Here is a 21310-nt window from a genome sequence, read left to right on the forward strand (position 1 = left end):
GGGGTTTTGACATGAACGGCGATATGTTATTGGTTATTCTCATCATTATCGGTCTGGTTGGTCGCTCGCCCATCATTACGACCGCCGCTTGCATTTTGCTCGTGTTTAAACTGATCGGTCTCGATCGATTTCTGCCGACAGTGGAACGCCGAGGACTTGAAATCGGTTTGCTATTTCTGACAATGGGCGTGCTGGTCCCCTTTGCTAGCGAACGTATATCGCTAAAAGATATCGCCTCTGTCTTTACGACTTGGCCGGGAATTATCGCGCTGATCGGCGGGGCTATTGCTACCTACATGAACGGCAAGGGGCTAGAGCTATTGAAAATAGACCCACAATTAATTGTGGGTCTTGTTATTGGTTCGATATTCGGCATTATTTTTATGCGCGGCATTCCGGTTGGTCCGCTAATGGCTGCCGGAATTACGGCATTTTTATTGAAAGTAGCGTACTTTATCGCTGATAAAATCCGTTAAAATCAAGCCGCTTATTATCTACGATCCTGCGGCCCGCCGACAAATACTTGAGCTGCAGTGTCCAAGCCATAAGCTGTATGGAGGGCACCAATGACATCATTCAAGTGAGTAGCGTCAATGACACAGGACATCTTAATTTCAGACGTACTGACCAAGAAAATGCTGATGCCAAGATCTGAAATCACTTTGAACATCGTAGCGGCGACGCCTGGTGTACTTACCATTCCTGCGCCTACGATGGACACTTTAACCAGATTTATTTCGGAAGTCACTTCACGATATCCGACTTCACCGCGAATTTGTTCGATGACGTCGAGCGCTCTTTCACGATCTTCCAACGTCGTTGTGAATGAGAAATCAGCCGAACCGTCGGTCACTCCGCTTTGTACGATAATGTCGACATCGATTTGGACATCCGCTAGCGACGTGAATACTTTCGCCAGCTGACCCGGTTTCTCAGGGACACCCAGAATACTGATTCTTGCCACATTTTTATCGTAAGCGATGCCTCGAACAACGATGCCTTGCTCCATGACTGCTTCCTCCTTCACGTTGGTTCCTTCATTGTAGTTAAAACTGGAACGCACCACTAAGGTGACGTTATAATTTTTGGCATATTCCACGGCTCTTGGATGAAGTACGGCAGCGCCAAGATTGGCAAGCTCCAGCATTTCATCGTATGAGATCTCGTTAAGCTTTCTAGCCACTTTGACGATACGAGGATCTGTCGAATATACGCCATCAACGTCCGTATAGATCTCGCAAAGATCCGCTTTAATCGCTGCCGCAAGCGCTACAGCTGTCGTATCCGATCCGCCTCGTCCCAGCGTTGTAATCTCGCCCGATTCGGTCATGCCCTGGAAACCGGCTACAATCACAACATGGCCTTGTTCGATGGCGTTAAGCACACGATGCGGTTGAATATCCGAAATTCTGGCTTTACCATGTAAAGGCTCTGTATAGATACCGCTTTGCCAGCCGGTGTACGACACTGCCTTCTCGCCTAAACTATGTATCGCCATCGATAAGAGGGCTACCGAAACCTGCTCTCCCGTCGTTAAAAGCATATCCATTTCACGAGCCGGTGGGGCTCCATCGTAAATTTGCTTGGACAGGTCGATCAAATCATCCGTTGTATCTCCCATCGCCGAAACGACAACTACGCAGCTATGCCCATCTCGTTTTCGTTCCACGATTCTTTTTGCAACACGTTTCATTCGCTCCGCATCACCGACAGAGCTGCCGCCGAATTTCATCACTATAAGAGACAAAGCTGACCCACTCCTAACGCATCAAGTAGCATAACAATTCAATATTATAACATAAAGCTTTAACGCTGTGGAGTAATAATGAATGATTTTTCAGGAATGGGCAGAAAGGTCTGAAATAAAGCTGTAATCCATTTATCGGGACCAGGTACATGAAATTTTAAAAGGTAAAGCTCACAAAGCGTAAATGCAAGCAATAAAACTGCCCCATACGTATACGACTCCTTTTTATTTGATTTCTTCAAGCCGGGAATTTCTAAAATCACAATGACTAAAAAGACAAGTATGAGAAAAAATGTTTTCATCCAACTCATCCTTTCTAAGGGTTATTCTTCCATCATTTGGTTCGTCGGCAGAATGATTAAACCGTTTCTTCTGATGTAAGATTTGACTTTGATGTTGAATTTCACCTGTGGCAATATATTTTTCCAATCCTTTTGCAGGTTGTCCCAAACATGGGGATAGTGTCTTTTTAGGTTTCTTCCGATCCCATAAATGTCAGCTTTCATCTCAGCGCTTTTTTCAAAGGTTGTCAGAATATAAGTTTGCACTTGGCTCTGGATATTTTTTTCGACACGCTGCATCATCTTGGGTTGCAATAAATTTACCGCACAGGATTGGTCATTTAAATTTCCTTCAACAAAAATATTCATGCCAACTTGGATGTTCTCATCTTTTGCTGAAATGCTTTTTGTAATCGAGTAATCCGTAACTTGAAAGATGAACTCTTTGGTCTTATCGTTCGGGCAAGCCACCTTCAACAATGCATTTCGATACTTATTGTTTACCATCTCCACCGCCGTCCTTTGCGCGCCAGAAATGTATCCCACTAATTTATCACCTTTAAAAACAGCGATCTTCGCAACGGAATATGTCTCTGGTTTCCCTCGCACACTTTTCATATTAATAACATCAACAGCAGAATCAATTCCTGGAGTTGCTAGAAAGCTTACAAAGTCCCGCAGCGTCATTTTCCGGGTCGGCAGCTGGCGTAGATCCGATGTCTGGATCAAATCCGCCATTGTCTTGGTAGGCACGTTGCCTAGCTCGACTTTTTGGTTCAGGAGGTCCTCTGCTTTGCCTTGTGTGACGGCCAATATTGTGCTTGTACGGCTTTCCAGATCTCTAGCAAACCAGTTTAAATAAGGCGCTACGCCTTCTCGAGCCAATGCATCTCCAAATATAATGAGCTGCATATGCGGCCAATAAAGCCGGCGTGGAGATATTTCATTCAAATGAGCAATTGCGTCCAGAACGGTAGAACCGTTCGCCGATAAGCTCCACGTTGGGAGTGATGAACCGCCTGTGCTCCCGCCTTGTTTGCTTGGAGGCCTGATAACCTGAGCCGTGACCCGAATCTCCCCCTTAGGGCCTTTGTCTATGCCAACTCCCATAACTACCGCCAAATCATTCAATTCTTTTTTGTCCCAGCACCCGCTAATGACCATCATGAAAAAAAGAAAAAGTACACGCAAGAAATTTTTCATGCCGGCACTACTCCTCCTTCATCCGGATACTATTCTTTTTGGACACCTCCGCGGGACGCGTTTTCATCTTTGTCCAAGGCAGACGAACAAAGAGGTCTTTCCAACCGCTTTTATGAAATGGGATGATCGGGGCTAAATAAGGCACACCGAAGGACCGGAGTGAATTGAGGTGGGTAAAAATCAAGATCACACCGAAAAAGAAGCCAAATGCCCCTAAAATCGAAGAGAAAAGCAACAGCATAAAGCGAATGAGTCTTGCGGCAATCGCCATATTGTAAGCAGGCGTACAAAAAGAAGCAACTGCAGTCAAGGCTACTGTTATAACAGTGCCTGGTGCTACGAGTCCTGCTTCTACCGCTGCTTGTCCGAGTACGAGACCCCCTACGATGGAAACGGCTGTACCGACCGTCTTGGGCAAGCGTATGCCTGCTTCCCTCAAGATCTCGAAGGTCAATTCCATTAAGACGATTTCGATCGCCGCCCCAAAAGGAACGCCTTCCCTTTGTCCAGTCAAAGCAATGAGCAGCGGTGTCGGAAGCATCTCCTGATGAAAGGTGAGCAGCGCCACATAAAAACCAGGCATCACAAAAGAGAGAATAAACGTAAACGTCCTTAGAAGTTTAAGAAAGGAAGCAATATCATACCTTTGGTAGTAATCTTCATTCGAGAACAGAAATAAACTGATTGTCGCTGGGACGACAAGGCTGATTGGCGTTCCTTCCAAAAGGATAGCAATGCGTCCCTCGAGCAGATTGGCCGCCACCCGATCCGGCCTTTCCGTACTAAAAATAGTTGGAAAGGGCGTGTAAGACCGATCCTCAATCAACTCTTCGATATATAAAGACTCAAGCACGCCGTCCACGTGTATTTGCTTTAAGCGATCCCGTACCTTACTTACAATTTCAGCATCTGCTATTTGATTAATATAAAGCAGCGCAATCGGCGTATTGGAAATTGTGCCTAATGACATAAGTTCAACCTGCAGCTTGTGCGTATTCAGGCGACGACGAACGAGTCCCAGGTTCGTTTGCAAGGATTCATTGAAAGCCTCACGGGGTCCTCTAACCACATTTTCCATATTCGGTTCAGATACGGATCGCCGTTCTCCTCCGCTTGTTTCACAAGCCATAGCTAAATTGCAGCTTTGAAACAAAACGATGGTGTTGCCCTTTAACAGGGAATCTGTGATTTCCTTAAACGTTGAGACGATTGAGGCGCTATTCGTTGTTGCACGAATTCGGTGGATATCGAATGGAAGGTCCTGGATCTCCTCCGAATATTTCTCCAGTTCCATCTGAATGGGCTTGGCTACGTGCAGATCCAAAATGGATTTATCAACCAGCGTGTTTATAAACACAATAGCTGCGTGTAATCCATCCTCTGCATGCATTCTCCGCAGCGCCATATCGCTATTTTCACCAAACATGTTGGTGAGACTCTGTAAATTTTCTTCTAGAAAGAATGATATTTGCGGGTATTCCTTCCCTCCGGACATTGTCGTATCCGGACCGGCGTGATTTTTTCGGGAATGATTAAGTTTCAATAATTTTTTCAGCATACGACAAGGCCTCCAATCTTTATTTACTCAGCCTTCGAACCATTGAAACCAATAGGAGTACACAAGGTAACAAGAAGCCTAACAAAGTGGAATAATAAGGATAAATGTTGGATAAAAATCGATATAACCCAACAAAATTATCTTCGTTTAATAAAGAAACGATGATCAACAATATGCCCATTGGAGACGTTAGTTTCTTATGGTCATTTAATCTGAGTAATTTGGCTGTTCCCAGACAGGTCGCAAAAAGAAACAAGGATATTTTGGCGAAGGATCCAAGACTCCAAAGAAAGATTCCAATGAAATCCAGTCTTTGCAGCTGTCCTACTTTAATATCCCGCAAGATTTGAAAAGTAGGGAAACTAAGGCCTTGGCTTCGTTCGGCACCAAAGAGAGCGACTGGACCCGTAATTGGCCCCAGAAACATAAGGATCAAAATAAACATGGTTAATGCACTGTATCGTTTTAACTGCTTATCAGTCCGAACATTGGGAAATATCATTCCCAGTACAAAAAACGTGCTGTACAAAGATAATAAACTCAATGAACCTAGCAGGACAGGCTTCATCCCATGTTCAAGAATGGGCAGAAAGTTTTGATAATCTTTGTCCTTATGCGTAAGCGTAGATGCTAGTATGCCAATAAGTATCATACAAAATAAAAAAATCTGGTTCGTTCGCGCCAACGTTTCAAGACCGCTTCGTACTGTAAATGCCGCAAGAAAGACGATGCAGCTCATATAGACTAGAATAGGGGTACGCGGTGTTACTGAAGTGGTAAAAAATTCACCAAAGCCCCTTATAGAAATGCTAGCATCGTGAAAAAAATAAAATATGAACAAGACAGCAAATAATTTGCCCAGCCATTTTCCCATAATGTCTTCCGAGTATTCAATAATGGTTTTGCCAGGGTAGCGCTGCGCTAACTGTGCAGTTACGCAACCAAGAAGTACAACAGGAAACAATGTGAATAACAAGGATATCCACGCATCTCTGCCAGATTGATTTAAAATAATTGGAATAAAAAGCAAGTGGCCTGTGACGGTTATGCTTGATATCCCAAGCATGAAAGCTTGAGTCGTGGATATTTGCAGTTTTTCCATGCCACACCTCCAATTCCATTTTTTACTTTAGCTTGTCCAGATTGTTAAAAAATATTTTGGAGAGCCCCCGATTTGCAAACAACAAAAAAGCCCCCTGACATGGTCAAGGAGCTTGATCGATATTATTCTTAATTATGCGCGAGAAATGTATTTGCCTTCATCGGTATCGATCAAAAGCACATCGCCTTCGTTAATGAAAAGAGGCACTTGAACGTTAAGTCCAGTTTCCACTTTCGCGCTTTTCGTTGCGCCTGTTGCCGTGTTGCCTTTGATGCCCGGCTCCGTTTCAACAACTTTGAGCTCAACGCTTTTCGGCAAGTTGATCCCTAGAATTTCGCCTTGATAGCTCATGATCTTGATCATCATGTTTTCTTTCAAGAAGTTCAATTCCCATTTCAATTGATCCTGCTCTAAGCTGATTTGATCGAAAGTTTCTGTATCCATGAAAGTATGTTCACTACCGCTTGCATAGAGGTATTGCATCTCGCGGTTGTCAATGTGCGCGCGGCCTACGTTCTCGCCTGCACGGAACGTACGCTCAACCGTGTTACCGTTACGCAAGTTTTTAAGTTTGGAGCGTACAAATGCCGCGCCTTTACCCGGTTTTACGTGTTGGAAATCCTGAACTGTAAATAAATCGCCTTCTACTTCAATCGTAAGGCCTGTTTTAAAATCGTTAACTGAAATCACTGGTAAGTCCCTCCGCTAATCAATAATAAGAAAATCTTTGGTAGAATGTGTGAGTATTTTAATGCCGGTGTCGGTAATTACAACGTCATCCTCGATTCTAACGCCGCCAAAGTCGGGGAGATAGATGCCGGGTTCAACGGTAACAACCATGCCGGGAGTTAAAATCATATCCTCGGTCTTCGACAAACGCGGAGATTCATGAACCTCCATGCCTAAGCCGTGACCGGTGCCATGACCGAAGTAATCGCCATAGCCGTGTTTCACGATGACATCACGGGCAAAGGCATCCCCCGCTGCGCCGGTGATGCCGGGCTTAAGGTTCGCCAAGCAGTTCAGCTGAGCTTCCAGCACAATATCATAAATCTCTTTATGCTTGTCCGTCGGCTTGCCTAACATTACTGTTCTCGTAATATCCGAGCAATATCCCTTATAATACGCTCCAAAATCCAATTTGACAAATTCATTTCCCTGCAAAACGCGATCGCTAGCTTTGCCATGCGGCAGTGCGGAGCGTTCGCCGGAGGCGACAATCGTTTCAAACGAGGTCGAAGTTCCACCATTTTTACGGATAAACATCTCGATTTCCAGGGCAATCTCTTTCTCCACGGCACCTGGCTTAAGGAAAGATAAAATGTGCGAAAACGTCGCATCTGCCAAATCAGCGGCTTCCTGCATAATCTGCAGTTCGCCATCATCTTTAATGATGCGAATCTGCTCGACAAGGCGGCTCGTCGGCACGAATTCGATACCCGACAGGCCATCCTGATACCTGAGATAATCAGCGTAGGTCAGATTCGCCTGCTCGAACCCAAGCTTTGTAATGCCTTGCTGCCCAAGCAGATCTTTTACAGATTCGATCATTTTAGGCTTATGTTCAACAATTTCGAAATGCTTGGCTTGCTGAGGCGCTTGCGTCATATACCGAAAATCGGTTAATAGCAGGGCTCGGTCCATCGTTATGAGAATATAACCGGAAGAACCTGTGAAGCCCGATACATATGTACGGTTATAAGCATTTGTGATGAGCAGTGCCGGCAAATCTTGCTGCTGCATAACTTTTCTCAGACGTTCAATGCGTTTCTCCTGCATCCAATCACCAATCTTTCTCACAAGTGAGGTACTAGCGCTCTTAAACCTAATTCATAGCTTGCGGATCCAAAGCCGCAAATTTGTCCAATAACGACAGGTGCGGTTACGGAAGTGTGGCGGAATTCTTCACGCTTGTGAATGTTCGAGAGGTGAACTTCCACTGTAGGCAGCTGAACGGTTGCCAGCGCATCACGAATCGCGTAACTGTAATGAGTAAACGCCGCGGGGTTAATCAGGATACCGTCTTTTGTGCCGAGCGCTTCATGTATTTTGTCGATGATGTCACCTTCGTGATTGGACTGAAAGCTCTCGATTTCGATCGACAACTCATGGGCAAGCTCGTTCAGACTTTGAATGATGGAGGCAAGCGAAGCTGTTCCATAGATCCCGGGCTCCCTGACGCCAAGCATATTTAAGTTCGGACCGTTAATGACCAGGACCTTCTTCAATAGGGTACCCCCTTAGAGTTTCCCGAAGGAAACTTCTTCTTAAGCGCAAGCTGAGTTTCATTTGCATTTTAACTTTGATATTTTACCATAACTTTCATGACTTGTGTATAGGTTCTCTCGTTCTTTCGTCTGTATATTCAATGGCAATCGAGTAACCGATGAACATACCCCATACCAGGAATAAACAGAGATCACTTAAAACAGAGTTTATATCCAGATCTTTGATCCAGTATGTCATTCCTGCCAAAGGGCCAACCAATAAATATAGAGCGCCCCACCAAACCGCACCGTAAGCGATTCCCCACCACGGACCTTGCAGTCTCCAAAGAGTTACCATATAAATGTATGCCGCTACAATCGAAAATAAAGTGAAAAAGCCCCATCCGATGAGAGTTCCCTGCCAAGATAGCAGAAAATCATGTCTAAAAAACGGCTCAACCAAAAATCCGATTACAATTTTGGTGAATTTCAAATACTGCTCGACAATTTTTAAAGCTCCCCAAATCAATCCGGCAAAAAAACCGATATAGAGAGCAAATACCCATCGATTCGTTTTCATTTTGTCTTCGATGTTCTCACTCATCGCACTCCCTCTTCCTTTCTCTGCACAAGCTGTCCGCCGCTTCCTAAACAGGAATAGTATGTTCTACTGCTATCGGTAGCATTCAAACCGCGAATCCGTTACAATGAGAAAGTAGCAAAGAGCATAGATAAAGAAGGTGGATGAATTGGCAGAACAGAACAGTATATACGGAGGACAAGCCGTCATCGAGGGCGTCATGTTCGCAGGAAAAAATGTGCATGTTACCGCTGTGCGCAAAAAGGACGGGTCCTTAGAATATTTGGAGGTGCCTAAGAAAGAAATTCCTTGGGTACAAACGCTTAAAAAAATCCCTTTTATTCGTGGTATTGTAGGCATTATTGAATCCAGCGCCAAAGGTGCGCAGCATTTGAATTTTTCTGCCGAAACATTCGCCGAACAAGAAGGCGATGCGGAACAGGCAGCAAAAAAAGATGAGAAACCCGGCTTTTTTTCCAATATTTCGATGATTCTCGGCGTAGCCGTGGTTGGCGTGATTTCTTTTTTATTCGGAAAATTTGTTTTTACGCTGGTTCCCGCTATCATTGAGCAGTTTTTGTTTGAACATGTATTTAGCAATCAAATTCTTCATAATCTAATAGAGGGCGTTATCAAGATTATTTTGCTGGTCGGATATATTTACTTTATATCATTAACGCCTATGATAAAACGCCTATTCCAGTACCATGGGGCCGAGCACAAAGTCATCAGTGCTTATGAAGCCGGTGTAGAATTAACGGTCAGTAACGTACAAAAATTTAACACCTTGCACTATCGCTGCGGCAGTAGTTTTATCGTGTTTACAGTCATTATTGGTGTTGTTATTTACTCATTCCTGCACTATGACGGCTATGTAGAGCGCATTTTACAGCGGCTTCTTCTGCTTCCGGTAGTGATTGGCGTATCTTATGAAGTACTGCGCTTTACCAATTCGTTGCGGGACACTCCCGTGCTTCGTGTGTTGGGTTATCCCGGCCTGTGGCTGCAATTGCTGACAACGAAAGAACCTGAGGACAGTCAAGTAGAGGTATCCATTGCCTCTTTCAACCGCATGCGTGAAGCGGAACAAAAAATTATGGAGGGACGGGCATGAGAAGAAGATTTTCCGGGGTCGAGATTGCTATTGCTGTTCTCATTGCGATCGGTTTACTTGCGAGCTTACGGACTTTATTCATTCCCATTCTCGTGCTAGGCATTATTTTCCTGCTGTATAAATTTCCGCCATCTCGCTGGAAATGGGCGTCAACAATTGGCAAGCCCAAAGGAAAAGGGAAGAGAAAAAACGGGAAATTCCGCGTCATTAACGGCAACAAGGATTCGGATTCGGACGATTTCCCGAAATATCACTAATGCAATCATGATTTTCTGTGTCTGAGCACATATTTCTCATAATCTTTTTCATAGGTCTCCATAGTCCATTTGGTAAAGTAATGATCCGTGGCTTTAAAGCCGGAATGGTATAAGTCCATACTTGTTTCTTTGGATAGATCGAATTGAGTATTCTGAACGCCTAGCGTAGGGATCTTAACCGTACGAAAACGGTTTTGCTGTTCGATGTAACGTTCGTCATGAGCATCCAGCATTGTGCCGAAAAGCGCTTCAAACATCGTAATCGGCCCTTTGATCTTGTGTATATGGGGACCACTCTTGCCAACCAGTTGAAAGCCAATTACCGGTACACGCTGTGTATATGCTTCCTGATCGAATACCCAGAGCGGGTAATTACTTAGTAGTCCTCCATCTACAATATAATAAAATTGTTGTGTGAAAGGCTCTGCGGCTGCAGAGCTTTTTAATTTGCGACGAATCATGACCGGATCGAAAAAGTAAGGAATGCTGGTGCTCATGCGAACCGCCTTAGCCACTGAAAACTTGCGTGGGTCAATGCCATATTGCGCGATGTCATCCGGCAAAACAAGCAGCTTGCCTTGTGTAATGTCCGAAGCAATAATGCGAAGCTGATTGGGCAACAAATCACCGAATGTGCGTATCCCTTTAGCCAATAAGTGACGGTACACCCAATGTTCAAGAGCTTCGCCTGAGTACATACCTTTCTTGATCAACAGCCGCGCGGCAGGGCCGATAATTTTCGCGTTAAATATCGGGGACCTTTGCAGAAAGGATTTGAAAGGCGTTCTGAGGATCAGCTCCTTCATCTCTTCCCCTGTGTATCCTGCTGCAAGAAATGCAGCTACCATGGACCCTGAACTGGTGCCGGCAACCTGATGGAATTCATATCCTCGTTGCTGCGCAGCGCTTACACCGCCGGCAAGAGCAATCCCTTTAACGCCACCGCCTTCAAAGACACCATTGATCTTCACTCCCATCCCTCCCTAGGAAGCCCGGCCGCAAGGACATCAGGCCCCATTGTTCTATATGCGGAAGGAGTTTATTTATATGACAAAAAGACAGAGCGCTGCATAAACAGCCTCTGTCTTCATCAATAGACGAGTCTTAGCTTTCCGCTTCCAATTCTTTGCGTACTTGCAATAGCCCGTCCAGCCGATTCGGTTCGCGACGGAAATATTCCAACAATGTTTCGATACAAGTAATGGAATCCCAGCTTAGATGATGCTCGATTCCTTCTACATCTTTATATATATTATCCTCATGAACACCAATGACCGTAAGGAATTCCTCTAACAATTGATGGCGATCCACCAATCGTTTGCCCATCTTTTTCCCTTTGGAGGTGAGCATAAGCCCTCGATATTTTTCATAGACCAGATAATTGTCTTTATCCAGCTTTTGGATCATTTTCGTTACGGATGAGGGATGCACCTCAAGCCCTTCAGCAATGTCGGAGACACGAGCGTAGCCTTTCTCGTCAATGAGCTTATAGATTCTCTCCAGATAGTCTTCCATGCTTGGCGTAGCCATTGCGTTGTTTCCCCCTGTGCTTCCTTTATTTCCAGTTCAATGCTTTACCTATCATAATGCATGAATGCAGACGCGGTCAAATCTCCAAAGGGGGTTAGAACTTTAACCAATTGGGGGTTATGGAATTTAACCAAAGCGTAATCTGCGTCATTTTTCCAGTATAGAGCAGAATCGCTATGAGTACCATCAGGCCCCCGCCTATTTTCATGATCGTATTCGAGTAACGCAGAATCCAGCGGGTCGACCCGATGAAAAAGGATAAGATAAAAAAGGGAATTGCAAATCCAAGCGAATAGGCCGTTGTCAGCTGTAACCAAGTGCCAGGCTCGGTCGTGGCTAATGCCAAAATCGCCGACAAAATCGGTCCAATGCATGGCGACCAGCCTGCTGCAAAGCCCATACCAATTACAACGGATCCTACATAACCTGCCGGTCTAAACTTAATTTGCAGTTTTCGTTCTTTCATAAGCCATTGAGGTTGGAAAATACCAAGCAAAAACAATCCCATGATAAAAATTAAAATGGCGGCAATTTGACGAAGCAAATCGCGATATTCCACGAAAAAATTACCTAAAAAACCGGCCGTCAATCCAAGCGCATAAAAGATGATCGAGAAACCGACGATAAAACTTAGCGTGTGCAGCATCGTTCTCCGGCGTACATCCGAGGACGATTGTCCGGATTTTAATTCACTAACTGAAATTCCCGTTATGTATGAAAGATAAGAAGGATACAAAGGCAAGCAGCATGGCGATATGAACGAAGCGATTCCAGCCCAAAGCGCAATCCATAAATTTACCGAGTCCATATTAGATTCTCAATCCTCTTTTCACAATAATTCCGATTAACAGTACGATTAATGTGAGCACAACCGTGCCGCCCGGCGCCAGATCCCATACACCAGCCATAATAAGTCCGACGATCACAGCGATCTCTGAAAATAGGACCGCCAGAAATACGGAATGTTTGAAGCTGCGGGCGATTAAGAGACTGCATGCCACAGGTATGGTTAGCAGCGACGAAACCAGAAGAGCGCCTACAATTTTGATCGCAACCGAGATGACTAGAGCGGTAAGCATGGTAATCATCAGGTTATAAAATCGAAGCGGAAGTCCACTGACGCTAGCCGCATCCTCGTCAAAAAACATCAGGAAAAATTCTTTAAAATGAAACGCAATGACGCCTACCACAAGCACGCACACACCAAAAACGACCCATAAATCGGTTGTATCGAGCGTATAAATGCTGCCGAACAAGTAGCTCATTACATTCATATTAAACCCTTTGCCTAGCGTAAAAAGTAAAGTTGCCAGCGCAACGCCGCCTGACATGATAATGGCGATGGAAAGCTCTGCATAGGTCTTATAAGCTTTGCGCAGCCGTTCGATGGCAAAGGAAGCTAACAAGGCAAATACAAGTCCGACACCAAGCGGATATATGTTGATGAGAAAGCCTAGGGCAACGCCTGCAATGGATACATGCGCAAGCGTATCACCTATCATCGACAACCGCCTTAGGACAAGAAAAACGCCCATTAGAGGCGCCGTAAGCCCAATCAGAATGCCTCCGATTAAAGCTCGCTGAAAAAAATATTCACTAAAAATATCCAAAATGTTCCTCCTAATAAATGCCGATCATTTCACGAATTTGGCCGATGGAATGTGTCAGGTCCGTCTCCCGGCAATCCTCTGGATCATGGGTATGCTTCACATAAAATTTAATACCGCCGCTTGACTGCTGCGGTTCCGAACCGAGATAAGACTGCATCATGTCCATATCATGCGACACCATAATAAATGTCATATGATGATGCTGGTGCATGTGCCGGATCATTCGAAAAAAGCCCGCCTGCGTTTCCGCGTCGATACCAACCGTCGGCTCGTCGAGAATGAGCAGCTCGGGATTGTTGACGATCGCCCGGGCGAGGAAAGCGCGCTGTTGTTGCCCGCCGGACAGCTGACCGATACGCCTGTCAGCCAGATCCTCAATGCGCATAGCCAACATTGCATCTTCGGCTTTTTTTATATCGGATTTGGATAGGCGACGATAGACCCGCTTCTTGCTATACATCCCCGACTGGACGATTTCACGGACAGTTGCCGGGAACAACGGATTGAATGCATTTTTCTGCGGGACGTATCCGATTCGTTCCCAGTCTTTGAATTGGCCGAGCGGATAATCGAAGAGCCGGATTTCTCCATCGGTTGGCTTGAGCAGGCCGACGAGCATTTTCAACAGCGTCGTTTTGCCGGCGCCGTTGGAACCGATCACGCCGACGAAATCCCGTTCAAGCACGTCAAAGCGAAGCTTCTCTATTACTTTTTTATGCTCATAGGAAAAAGAAACGTTATCTATAGAGACAACGCTGCGATGGCACGACTGCTTCATGCTTTTCTCCATCTGCAAAACTCCTAACTTGATGAGATTCCTAAGTGTCTTACTACTGTTATTGTAAAGCTTTCACGAGATTTTTCAAATTTTTGTCCATAATCGAAATATAATTCTCGCCAGCTTGAATCTCTTTATCCGTCAAACCTTCCAACGGGTTCAAAACCATCGTATCGACGTTCGCATCTTTTGCTAATGTCTTGGCGAGTTTATCCGAAACAAGCTCTTCAAAGAAAATATATTTCACTTGATGCTCTTTAATGAATTCATTCATTTTTTTCAAATCTTGCGCAGTTGGCTCCGAATCCGGTGAGAGTCCCATAATAGCCATTTGCGTCAAGCCATAATCCCGGCACAAATAGGCAAAAGCCTGATGGGAGACTGCAATTTCCTTCTTCGTCGTTTTGGAAAGCTCGGATTTATAACGTGCATCCAAGTCAGTTAATTTGGAGGCATAATTGTTGTAATTTTGCTCATATGCGTCTTTATGCGTCGGATCCGCTTGAATTAGCGCTTCTTTAATATTATTAGCCATTTTTATAGCGTTTAACGGGCTTAACCAGGCATGCGGATCAAATTCTTCTTTATTGTCTGCTGTTTTGATCAATTCGGCACCTTTGCTGGCTTCTACAACCTTCAATTTGGAATCAGGCTTTACCGTTCCAAGAAAATCCTGTACCCAACCTTCGAATCCCGCACCCTGGTACACAAAAACTTGTGCGTTAGTCAAATTTTTCATATCATTGCTCTTTGGTGACCAATCATGCGGTTCAACGCCTGCCGGCACGAGATTTATTACATTCACATACTCCCCGCCGATATTCCGCGTAAAATCATAAAGCGCGTAGAAGCTCGTCACGACGTTGACTTTGCCTTGAACAAGCTCGGCTTTTGAGCTCGTTGTACTGCCACATCCGGATAATAACAAGGTAAAAACGGCTAATAAGCCTATATAAATGAACCCTATTTTTCTCATGATATTGCCCCTCCGACCCATCCTAAATCGTAATTTTTTTTATTAACGACCTTGATTATACGAGCTAGGCTTCCCGAATGTCAATACAAACCGGTGATCTGAAAAAATGAGATACTGAAATTCCAATCTAAAAAGCCACCAAGTGAATTTTCACAAAGCGGCTCTCAGCTTTTCGAATTTAAGTTTTAGATGTACTTCCGGACTGACCGCCTTTGCCTTCCGTTTGTTTATTCGAACTTTTTGAAGAAGTGTCCTTGCTTTGCTTCTTCCCTTCTGCTTTTTCCGTTTTAGCGGGTTTATTGCTCTCTTCTTTCAACTTCTTGAAACGTTCTTCGGATTGTTTGATTACCTTTTTATCCTGCTCCATCTGATACTGGATGATCTCTTTGTATATGTCATATTGCTTCTTCAGCTCCTGATCGATAATACTTGCTTTTCCCGGACTGCTTTGCGCTTTTTGCCCACCTTGATCCGTTTTACTTTTGCTTTTGCCGGCGCTGCTGCTCCCAAATAGACTGCAAGCCGTAAGCAGAAATGAAAGCCCGGCTACACTTATAAATTTCGCGAAAAATTTAACGTTCATGTGCCTCACCCTCTGTTTCTTTTTCTTTAGGATGTCCATACTCCGAGAAAGTTCTGCAACAAAAAACATCCCAATTCTGTAAATACAGAGTTGGGATGTGGATCGCTTCTATTTCACAATGGCACCGTTGGGCATACTGTCCGGCACAGTCGCAAGCGTCAATTGGTCGCCGTGCGAAGCGGCGAGAATCATGCCCTGCGACAGCTCGCCGCGCAGCTTGGCGGGCTTCAAATTCGTGACGCAAATCACTTTGCGTCCAGCCAGCTCCTCGGGCGAGTAAAACTTCGCGATGCCCGAGACAACCTGACGCTGCTCGTACCCGAGGTCGAGCTGCAGCTTCAAGAGCTTATCCGCGCCTTTCACAGGCTCGGCTGAGAGCACTTGCGCCACGCGCAGCTCCACCTTGGCGAAATCGTCGATGCCGATTTCGTCCTTCGGTTCCGGCGCGGGCACCGCAGAGGCAGCGGCCGCAGGCGCTGCCGTTCCAGCTGCCGCGGCGTCTGATGCAGCGCCGCCGCCCATTGCCTGGACGATATAGGCGGTTTCCGCCTCCACGTCCAGACGAGGGAACATGGGCTCTCCCTTCTGCACCTTGGTGCCGGCAGGGAGCAGCCCGAAGGTTTGCACGCTTTCCCACGCGGTCAAGCGTGGCAGGTCTTCGGCAGCTATGCCAAGCTGCTGCCAAATCAATTGCGGCGTCTTCGTCAGGAACGGACGCAGCAGCACGGACGAGATGCGCTGGGACTCCGCCAGCACATACATCACCGAGCCAAGCGTATCGCGCTTGGCATCATCTTTCACCATCGACCACGGCTGCGTCTCGTCGATGTATTTATTCGTGCGGCTGATCAGCTGCCACACAGCCGCGAGCGCGATGGAGAACTCCATTTTCTCCATCGCCTCCTCGTACTTCGCTACCGTGGACCGGACCGTCTCCAGGAGACTGTCATCAAACTCGGTAGCGCCCGGCACATAAGCGGGAATCTTGCCCGCAAAATACTTATCGATCATCACGATCGTACGGTTCAGCAGATTCCCCAGGTCATTGGCGAGGTCGTGATTGACCCGCTCGACAAAGCTCTCCGGCGTGAACGTACCGTCAGCGCCAAAAGGCACTTCGCGCATGAGGTAATAACGCAGCGCATCCAAGCCATAACGGTCGATCAGCGTAACCGGATCGACCACGTTGCCCTTCGACTTCGACATTTTGCCATCCTTCATGAGCAGCCAGCCGTGCGCGAACACTTTTTTCGGCAACGGCAAATCCAGGGCCATCAACATAATCGGCCAGTAGATCGTGTGGAATCGAACAATTTCCTTACTCATCAGATGCACATCTGCCGGCCAATACTGTTTGAATTTACTGTCGTCATCAGAACCATAGCCTAGAGCGGTAATATAATTGGAGAGCGCATCAATCCATACGTAGATCACATGTTTAGGATCTCCGGGTACTTTAATGCCCCAGTCAAACGTCGTACGGGACACAGCCAGATCTTCAAGACCCGGATTGATGAAGTTGTTCAGCATTTCATTTTTGCGGGATTCAGGCTGAATGAAATCCGGATTTTCTTCATAATACTTGACTAGCCGATCCACATATTTGCTCATCCGGAAGAAATACGTTTGCTCTTTCATTTTCTCTACAGGACGACCGCAGTCCGGACATTTCCCATCGACCAGCTTGCTTTCCGGGAAAAACGCTTCATCCGGGATGCAATACCAGCCTTCGTACTCCCCTAAATAAATATCCCCTTGATCCAGCAATCTTTGAAAGATTTTGCCGACCGCATTTTTGTGACGTTCTTCCGTCGTCCGAATAAAATCATCGTAGGAAATGTCCAGCTTAGCCCACAGTTCTTTAATTCCTGCAACGATATTATCGACGAATTGCTGCGGAGTCGTGCCTTTCTCTTGCGCTTTGCGTTCAATCTTCTGCCCGTGCTCATCCGTTCCGGTCAAGTACCTTACATCGAAGCCGCGCAGCCTTTTATACCGGGACATGACATCACCCGCTACCGTTGAATACGCGTGCCCGATATGGAGCTTATCGCTCGGGTAATAAATCGGAGTCGTAATGTAAAAAGTTTTCGATTGAGTTGACATCATTCATTCCTCCATGCAAATCATTTTAACAACACAAAAAGCCCTCATCCATCTTGGGACGAGAGCTGAACTCACGCGGTACCACCCAGGTTCCCCCGCCTTTCACAAGAAACGGGGCTCAGTAAGTCTGTTGCGACTTGCCCATTAACGCTGGGACACGAAGCCAGCTTACTCCCAAATTTGCATGACAATAATGATTGCAACTTGGGCAGCTCGAAGGCTTATTCTCCCGGACCATCTTCCAAACCTGCTCCTATACCGGCTTTCACCTGACCCGGCTCTCTGTTCATAGGCATCCGCTTGTACTTATCCGTTCATCGAAACGATATTTGACGCTTTAAGGAAAATATATCGAAAATGGAAGCAAGATGTCAAGTCGATTAGCCGGAATGAGGCGAATGGGAAGCCGGCGGGACATGATCGACGCCACCCGGATGAAAAGGATGACATTTGCAAATCCTTTTTACAGTCAGCCAGGAGCCTTTCACCGCACCATGAACTTCAAGCGCTTCAAGTGCGTATTGGGAGCAGGTCGGATAGAATCGGCAGGTCGGCGGCTTCAGAGGTGAGATGAATTTGCGATAAAAATGAATCGGAACTTGCAAAGTCTTCTTTATCTTCACAGACGTCTCCCCTCCTGCCTCTACATCCTTTGAATAGTTTCAACGATCATTCCGGCTGTTTCTTCTATCGCCTTGTTCGTTACATTAATGACCGTACAGCCCAATTGTTTCATAAGACCGCTGGCATAATCAAGCTCTTCTTGGATACGCTGGGAAGTAGCGTATTTGGAGCCGGGAGGCAGACCGACGGATTTGAGTCTTTCCAGACGAATTCGCAGGATATGGTCCGCGTCCATGGTGAGGCCGATGATGCGTTTGTTTGGGATTTTGAACAGCTCCGATGGTGGTTTAGTTTCTGGAATCAGAGGTAAATTAGCGGCTTTGATACCCTTATGTGCCAGAAAAATACTAAGCGGTGTCTTGGATGTTCGAGAAACGCCGATAAGCACGACTTCGGCTTGCAGCATGCCGCGGGTATCTTTACCATCATCGTATTTGACAGCGAATTCGATGGCATCGACACGTCGGAAGTAGTCAGCGTCCATTTCGTGTAATAAGCCGGGTTTACGCTTGGGAGAATCTCCATATGTATCCATAAAAGCTTGCAGCATAGGCCCTATTATGTCTACAGCACGCACCCCTAGCCTATGCGCTTCTGCTTTCATGGTATCGCGGAGCTCCGGCTGCACCAATGTGTAGGCGACAAAACCGCCAGCAGCAGCTGCTTCTTGAAGCATGAGCACAATTTCTTTTTCTTGGCTGATATGGCCATATCGTTTGATTTTGACCTGTTCGGTATTGAATTGGCGTATCGTAGCCTGGGCTACGGCGTCGGCGGTTTCTCCTATTGAATCTGAACAAATATACAAATGCTGCTGTTCGTTCACAGTGATTCCTCCCTTTACTCTACCTGCAGAATCTCTATCTCTCTATGAACTTACTATAGTAAAATTTTTCCTAGAAAGCAAAAAAACCTCTGTCGCCTGAAGTGGCTATACAAAGGTTTTCTGCAAAAAGCAGGGATATTGATGATATACGCTATTTGAGTTCCAAAATAAGAACGCCTTTTGCAGCGAGAGAAGTGCTGCTAGATACAAGCTGACCTGTCAACGAATCTATCCCTTGCAGACTTCCAAGTTCCAAGTTCACTGCCGTATCATTATGATTCATAATGAACAAGAAGGATCTGTCTTCTTTGGTTCTTTGGGAAATTTCGACGCCTGGGATTGGAGCAATCGGCGCTTCGATACCTTTATCTTTGCACAGATTGGACAGCAAGCCTTGCAAGAACGCAGGCTCAGGACTGGAGGCTACATACCAGGCTTGCCCTGCTCCGAATTGATTGACGGTAAGCACCGGCATGCCTTTATAAAAATCACTTCCGTACACCGCTTTAACTTGCGCGCCTTCCGCATGAATCAAATCGCACAGCAAGCCGCATGAATAGTCTCCTGTGAGCGCTCCCCACGGTTCATTCAAAACGATTTGATTCCTTTGGTCAGGGAACAGCGCGTCAATTTCTTCCGCCCAAATACCCAGTACGCTCCTTAACTCGCCCGGGTAGCCCCCTAACGTTACAATGTCGCTCTCATTGACGATGCCGCTGAAGAACGTGGTTAAGAAGGTGCCGCCGGATCGAACAAAATCTTCGATACGTTTAGCGTAGCCCGGTTTCACCATGTAGAGCACCGGCGCAATAACGATATCATATCCCGATAGATCCGTATCGGTGCCGATAAGATCGGTCTGAATGTTTTGTTGGAACAATGCATCATAGTATTTATGAACTTCATTCACATATTTCAAGGCAACTGTCGGACCGCTCGACAGCTCAACTGCCCAGCGATTTTCCCAGTCGTAAACGATAGCTACACGTGCTTGCACTCTAGAATCTAGCAAATTGTCAGACAAACGCTGCAGTTCGGCCCCGAGTTCCGCACATTCGCGGAATACACGAGTATTTTCATGTCCGACATGTTCGATCACAGCACCGTGATATTTTTCGCACGCGCCGACAGATCTGCGGAGTTGGAAAAACATGACGGTATCCGCCCCGCGCGCAACCGCTTGGTAGCTCCAAAGCTTCATAACGCCAGGGCGCTTAAGCGAATTGTAAGGCTGCCAATTTTGTTGGCTTGGCGTTTGCTCCATCAGCATGAACGGCTGGCCTTGCTTCAATCCGCGCATCAGATCGTGAGTCATCGCCGTCAAGCTGATTGGCGTATCAAGTGAAGGATAATTATCCCACGATACGACGTCCAGATGTTTGGCCCATTTGAAATAATCTAATTCCTTATAAGTTCCCATTAAATTGGTTGTGATGGGCAGATGAGGTGTATGCTTTTTGATCGCTTCGTACTCAAGCTTATAACAGTCCAGTAGGCTATCGGACATAAACCGGCGATAATCGAGAGAAATGCCCTGGAAGTTCGTGTTATCCGTGCCCCACTCTTCGGAAATCGCGTTCGGCGGAACGATCTCATCCCATTCATAAAAAGTATGTCCCCAAAATCGAGTGTTCCACGCTTTATTCAGCGTTTCCAGATTCGTATACCGCTCTTTGAGCCAACCGCGGAAAGCATCGGCACAGTTGTCGCAGTAGCAATACCCGCCATACTCGTTAGAGATGTGCCAAATCAACAGAGCGGGATGGTCTTTGTAACGTTCAGCAAGCTTTTCAGCAATGAGTGCCGAGTATTTGCGATATGTAGGACTGTTCGGACAGGAATTGTGACGACCGCCGAATTTGCGTTTGCGTCCCTCGAAATCTACACGAAGCACATCCGGGTATTTTTTGGCCATCCAGGCCGGATGCGCGCCTGTACTTGTCGCTAAGCATACATAAGTCCCGCTATTGAGAAGTCTATCCATAATTTCGTCTAACCAAGAAAAATCGTAGGTATCCTCATCGGGTTGTGAAAGCGCCCACGAAAAAACATTCAATGTCGCTACATCAATTCCCGCAAGCTTAAACATTCGCAAATCTTCTTCCATCACGGGTTTGTCCCATTGTTCCGGATTATAGTCCCCGCCGTACCAGATTTTTGGCAGTTTGTCGTTAATCATGAAGAACACTCCTTGACATGTGATTTATCATCGATATAAGAATATCACC

At 46.0% G+C, this 21310-nt stretch carries 23 protein-coding genes; 3 read left to right on the forward strand and 20 right to left on the reverse strand.

Annotation, left to right across the window (positions count from 1 at the left end; translation table 11 throughout):
- Positions 1 to 11 precede the first annotated feature (11 nt).
- Positions 12 to 476, forward strand: a complete 465-nt coding sequence (locus tag ACFQZT_RS12950) for a DUF441 domain-containing protein (protein ID WP_379300339.1) — start codon at positions 12 to 14, stop codon at positions 474 to 476.
- A 14-nt stretch (positions 477 to 490) separates the two neighbouring features.
- Here ACFQZT_RS12950 and ACFQZT_RS12955 read toward each other — a convergent pair whose 3' ends face one another.
- The 9 genes from ACFQZT_RS12955 to ACFQZT_RS12995 form a co-directional block, all read right to left on the reverse strand.
- On the reverse strand, positions 491 to 1747 hold the full coding sequence (locus ACFQZT_RS12955; protein WP_379300341.1) for an aspartate kinase: 1257 nt from the start codon (positions 1745 to 1747) through the stop codon (positions 491 to 493).
- A gap of 59 nt (positions 1748 to 1806) precedes the next feature.
- The gene (locus ACFQZT_RS12960) at positions 1807 to 2049 is read right to left on the reverse strand and encodes a hypothetical protein (protein WP_379300343.1); all 243 of its coding nucleotides are present in this window, start codon (positions 2047 to 2049) and stop codon (positions 1807 to 1809) included.
- 21 nt (positions 2050 to 2070) lie between these two features.
- Positions 2071 to 3231, reverse strand: a complete 1161-nt coding sequence (locus ACFQZT_RS12965) for a Ger(x)C family spore germination protein (RefSeq protein WP_379300345.1) — start codon at positions 3229 to 3231, stop codon at positions 2071 to 2073.
- Positions 3232 to 3238: 7 nt separating this feature from the next.
- Positions 3239 to 4789, reverse strand: coding sequence for a spore germination protein (locus ACFQZT_RS12970; RefSeq protein WP_379300347.1), 1551 nt, complete (start codon positions 4787 to 4789; stop codon positions 3239 to 3241).
- Positions 4790 to 4808: 19 nt separating this feature from the next.
- A complete protein-coding gene (locus tag ACFQZT_RS12975; protein WP_379300349.1) occupies positions 4809 to 5891 on the reverse strand; it encodes a GerAB/ArcD/ProY family transporter in 1083 nt (360 codons plus the stop codon).
- A gap of 132 nt (positions 5892 to 6023) precedes the next feature.
- On the reverse strand, positions 6024 to 6581 hold the full coding sequence (gene efp / locus ACFQZT_RS12980; RefSeq protein WP_379300351.1) for an elongation factor P: 558 nt from the start codon (positions 6579 to 6581) through the stop codon (positions 6024 to 6026).
- Positions 6582 to 6596: 15 nt separating this feature from the next.
- Complete coding sequence (locus ACFQZT_RS12985) at positions 6597 to 7670, reverse strand: M24 family metallopeptidase (protein ID WP_379300353.1); 1074 nt, start codon at positions 7668 to 7670, stop codon at positions 6597 to 6599.
- A 17-nt stretch (positions 7671 to 7687) separates the two neighbouring features.
- On the reverse strand, positions 7688 to 8119 hold the full coding sequence (gene aroQ / locus ACFQZT_RS12990) for a type II 3-dehydroquinate dehydratase (RefSeq protein WP_379300355.1): 432 nt from the start codon (positions 8117 to 8119) through the stop codon (positions 7688 to 7690).
- Between the two features lie 94 nt (positions 8120 to 8213).
- Positions 8214 to 8702 (reverse strand): YqhR family membrane protein, encoded by a 489-nt coding sequence (locus tag ACFQZT_RS12995; protein ID WP_379300357.1) that lies wholly within the window; start codon positions 8700 to 8702, stop codon positions 8214 to 8216.
- Positions 8703 to 8898: 196 nt separating this feature from the next.
- Here ACFQZT_RS12995 and ACFQZT_RS13000 point away from each other — a divergent pair, with 196 nt between their 5' ends.
- Together ACFQZT_RS13000 and ACFQZT_RS13005 are read left to right on the forward strand one after the other, a co-directional pair.
- The gene (locus ACFQZT_RS13000) at positions 8899 to 9792 is read left to right on the forward strand and encodes a DUF1385 domain-containing protein (RefSeq protein ID WP_379300471.1); all 894 of its coding nucleotides are present in this window, start codon (positions 8899 to 8901) and stop codon (positions 9790 to 9792) included.
- A complete protein-coding gene (locus ACFQZT_RS13005; protein WP_379300359.1) occupies positions 9789 to 10049 on the forward strand; it encodes a hypothetical protein in 261 nt (86 codons plus the stop codon). Before ACFQZT_RS13000 ends, ACFQZT_RS13005 begins: the two co-directional genes overlap by 4 nt.
- A gap of 5 nt (positions 10050 to 10054) precedes the next feature.
- On the opposite strand, the gene ACFQZT_RS13010 is transcribed toward ACFQZT_RS13005, so the two are convergent.
- The 11 genes from ACFQZT_RS13010 to ACFQZT_RS13060 all read right to left on the reverse strand — a co-directional run bounded on the left by ACFQZT_RS13010 (position 10055) and on the right by ACFQZT_RS13060 (position 21261).
- Positions 10055 to 11020 carry a patatin-like phospholipase family protein gene (locus tag ACFQZT_RS13010; protein ID WP_379300361.1) on the reverse strand — a complete coding sequence of 322 codons (966 nt, stop codon included), beginning with the start codon at positions 11018 to 11020 and terminating at the stop codon, positions 10055 to 10057.
- 133 nt (positions 11021 to 11153) lie between these two features.
- Entirely contained in the window at positions 11154 to 11579 is a 426-nt protein-coding gene (gene mntR, locus ACFQZT_RS13015; RefSeq protein ID WP_379300363.1) for a transcriptional regulator MntR, read from the reverse strand.
- Between the two features lie 94 nt (positions 11580 to 11673).
- Complete coding sequence (locus ACFQZT_RS13020) at positions 11674 to 12387, reverse strand: cytochrome c biogenesis CcdA family protein (RefSeq protein ID WP_379300365.1); 714 nt, start codon at positions 12385 to 12387, stop codon at positions 11674 to 11676.
- Between the two features lies 1 nt (position 12388).
- Complete coding sequence (locus tag ACFQZT_RS13025) at positions 12389 to 13189, reverse strand: metal ABC transporter permease (protein WP_379300367.1); 801 nt, start codon at positions 13187 to 13189, stop codon at positions 12389 to 12391.
- Between the two features lie 10 nt (positions 13190 to 13199).
- On the reverse strand, positions 13200 to 13979 hold the full coding sequence (locus ACFQZT_RS13030) for a metal ABC transporter ATP-binding protein (protein ID WP_379300369.1): 780 nt from the start codon (positions 13977 to 13979) through the stop codon (positions 13200 to 13202).
- Between the two features lie 46 nt (positions 13980 to 14025).
- The gene (locus ACFQZT_RS13035) at positions 14026 to 14943 is read right to left on the reverse strand and encodes a metal ABC transporter substrate-binding protein (RefSeq protein ID WP_379300371.1); all 918 of its coding nucleotides are present in this window, start codon (positions 14941 to 14943) and stop codon (positions 14026 to 14028) included.
- Between the two features lie 178 nt (positions 14944 to 15121).
- Positions 15122 to 15526 carry a hypothetical protein gene (locus ACFQZT_RS13040; RefSeq protein ID WP_379300373.1) on the reverse strand — a complete coding sequence of 135 codons (405 nt, stop codon included), beginning with the start codon at positions 15524 to 15526 and terminating at the stop codon, positions 15122 to 15124.
- 108 nt (positions 15527 to 15634) lie between these two features.
- Entirely contained in the window at positions 15635 to 17632 is a 1998-nt protein-coding gene (gene metG, locus ACFQZT_RS13045) for a methionine--tRNA ligase (protein WP_379300473.1), read from the reverse strand.
- A gap of 380 nt (positions 17633 to 18012) precedes the next feature.
- Positions 18013 to 18249: a membrane protein insertion efficiency factor YidD gene (yidD, locus tag ACFQZT_RS13050; protein WP_379300475.1), complete on the reverse strand. Its 237-nt coding sequence runs from the start codon at positions 18247 to 18249 to the stop codon at positions 18013 to 18015.
- A 26-nt stretch (positions 18250 to 18275) separates the two neighbouring features.
- Positions 18276 to 19088, reverse strand: a complete 813-nt coding sequence (locus tag ACFQZT_RS13055) for a pyruvate, water dikinase regulatory protein (RefSeq protein ID WP_379300477.1) — start codon at positions 19086 to 19088, stop codon at positions 18276 to 18278.
- Between the two features lie 145 nt (positions 19089 to 19233).
- On the reverse strand, positions 19234 to 21261 hold the full coding sequence (locus ACFQZT_RS13060; RefSeq protein ID WP_379300375.1) for a beta-galactosidase: 2028 nt from the start codon (positions 21259 to 21261) through the stop codon (positions 19234 to 19236).
- Positions 21262 to 21310: the final 49 nt, after the last annotated feature.

It is taken from the genome of Paenibacillus sp. GCM10027628 (assembly GCF_042676385.1).
In the GTDB taxonomy this organism is placed as follows: Bacteria; Bacillota; Bacilli; order Paenibacillales; family NBRC-103111; genus Paenibacillus_E.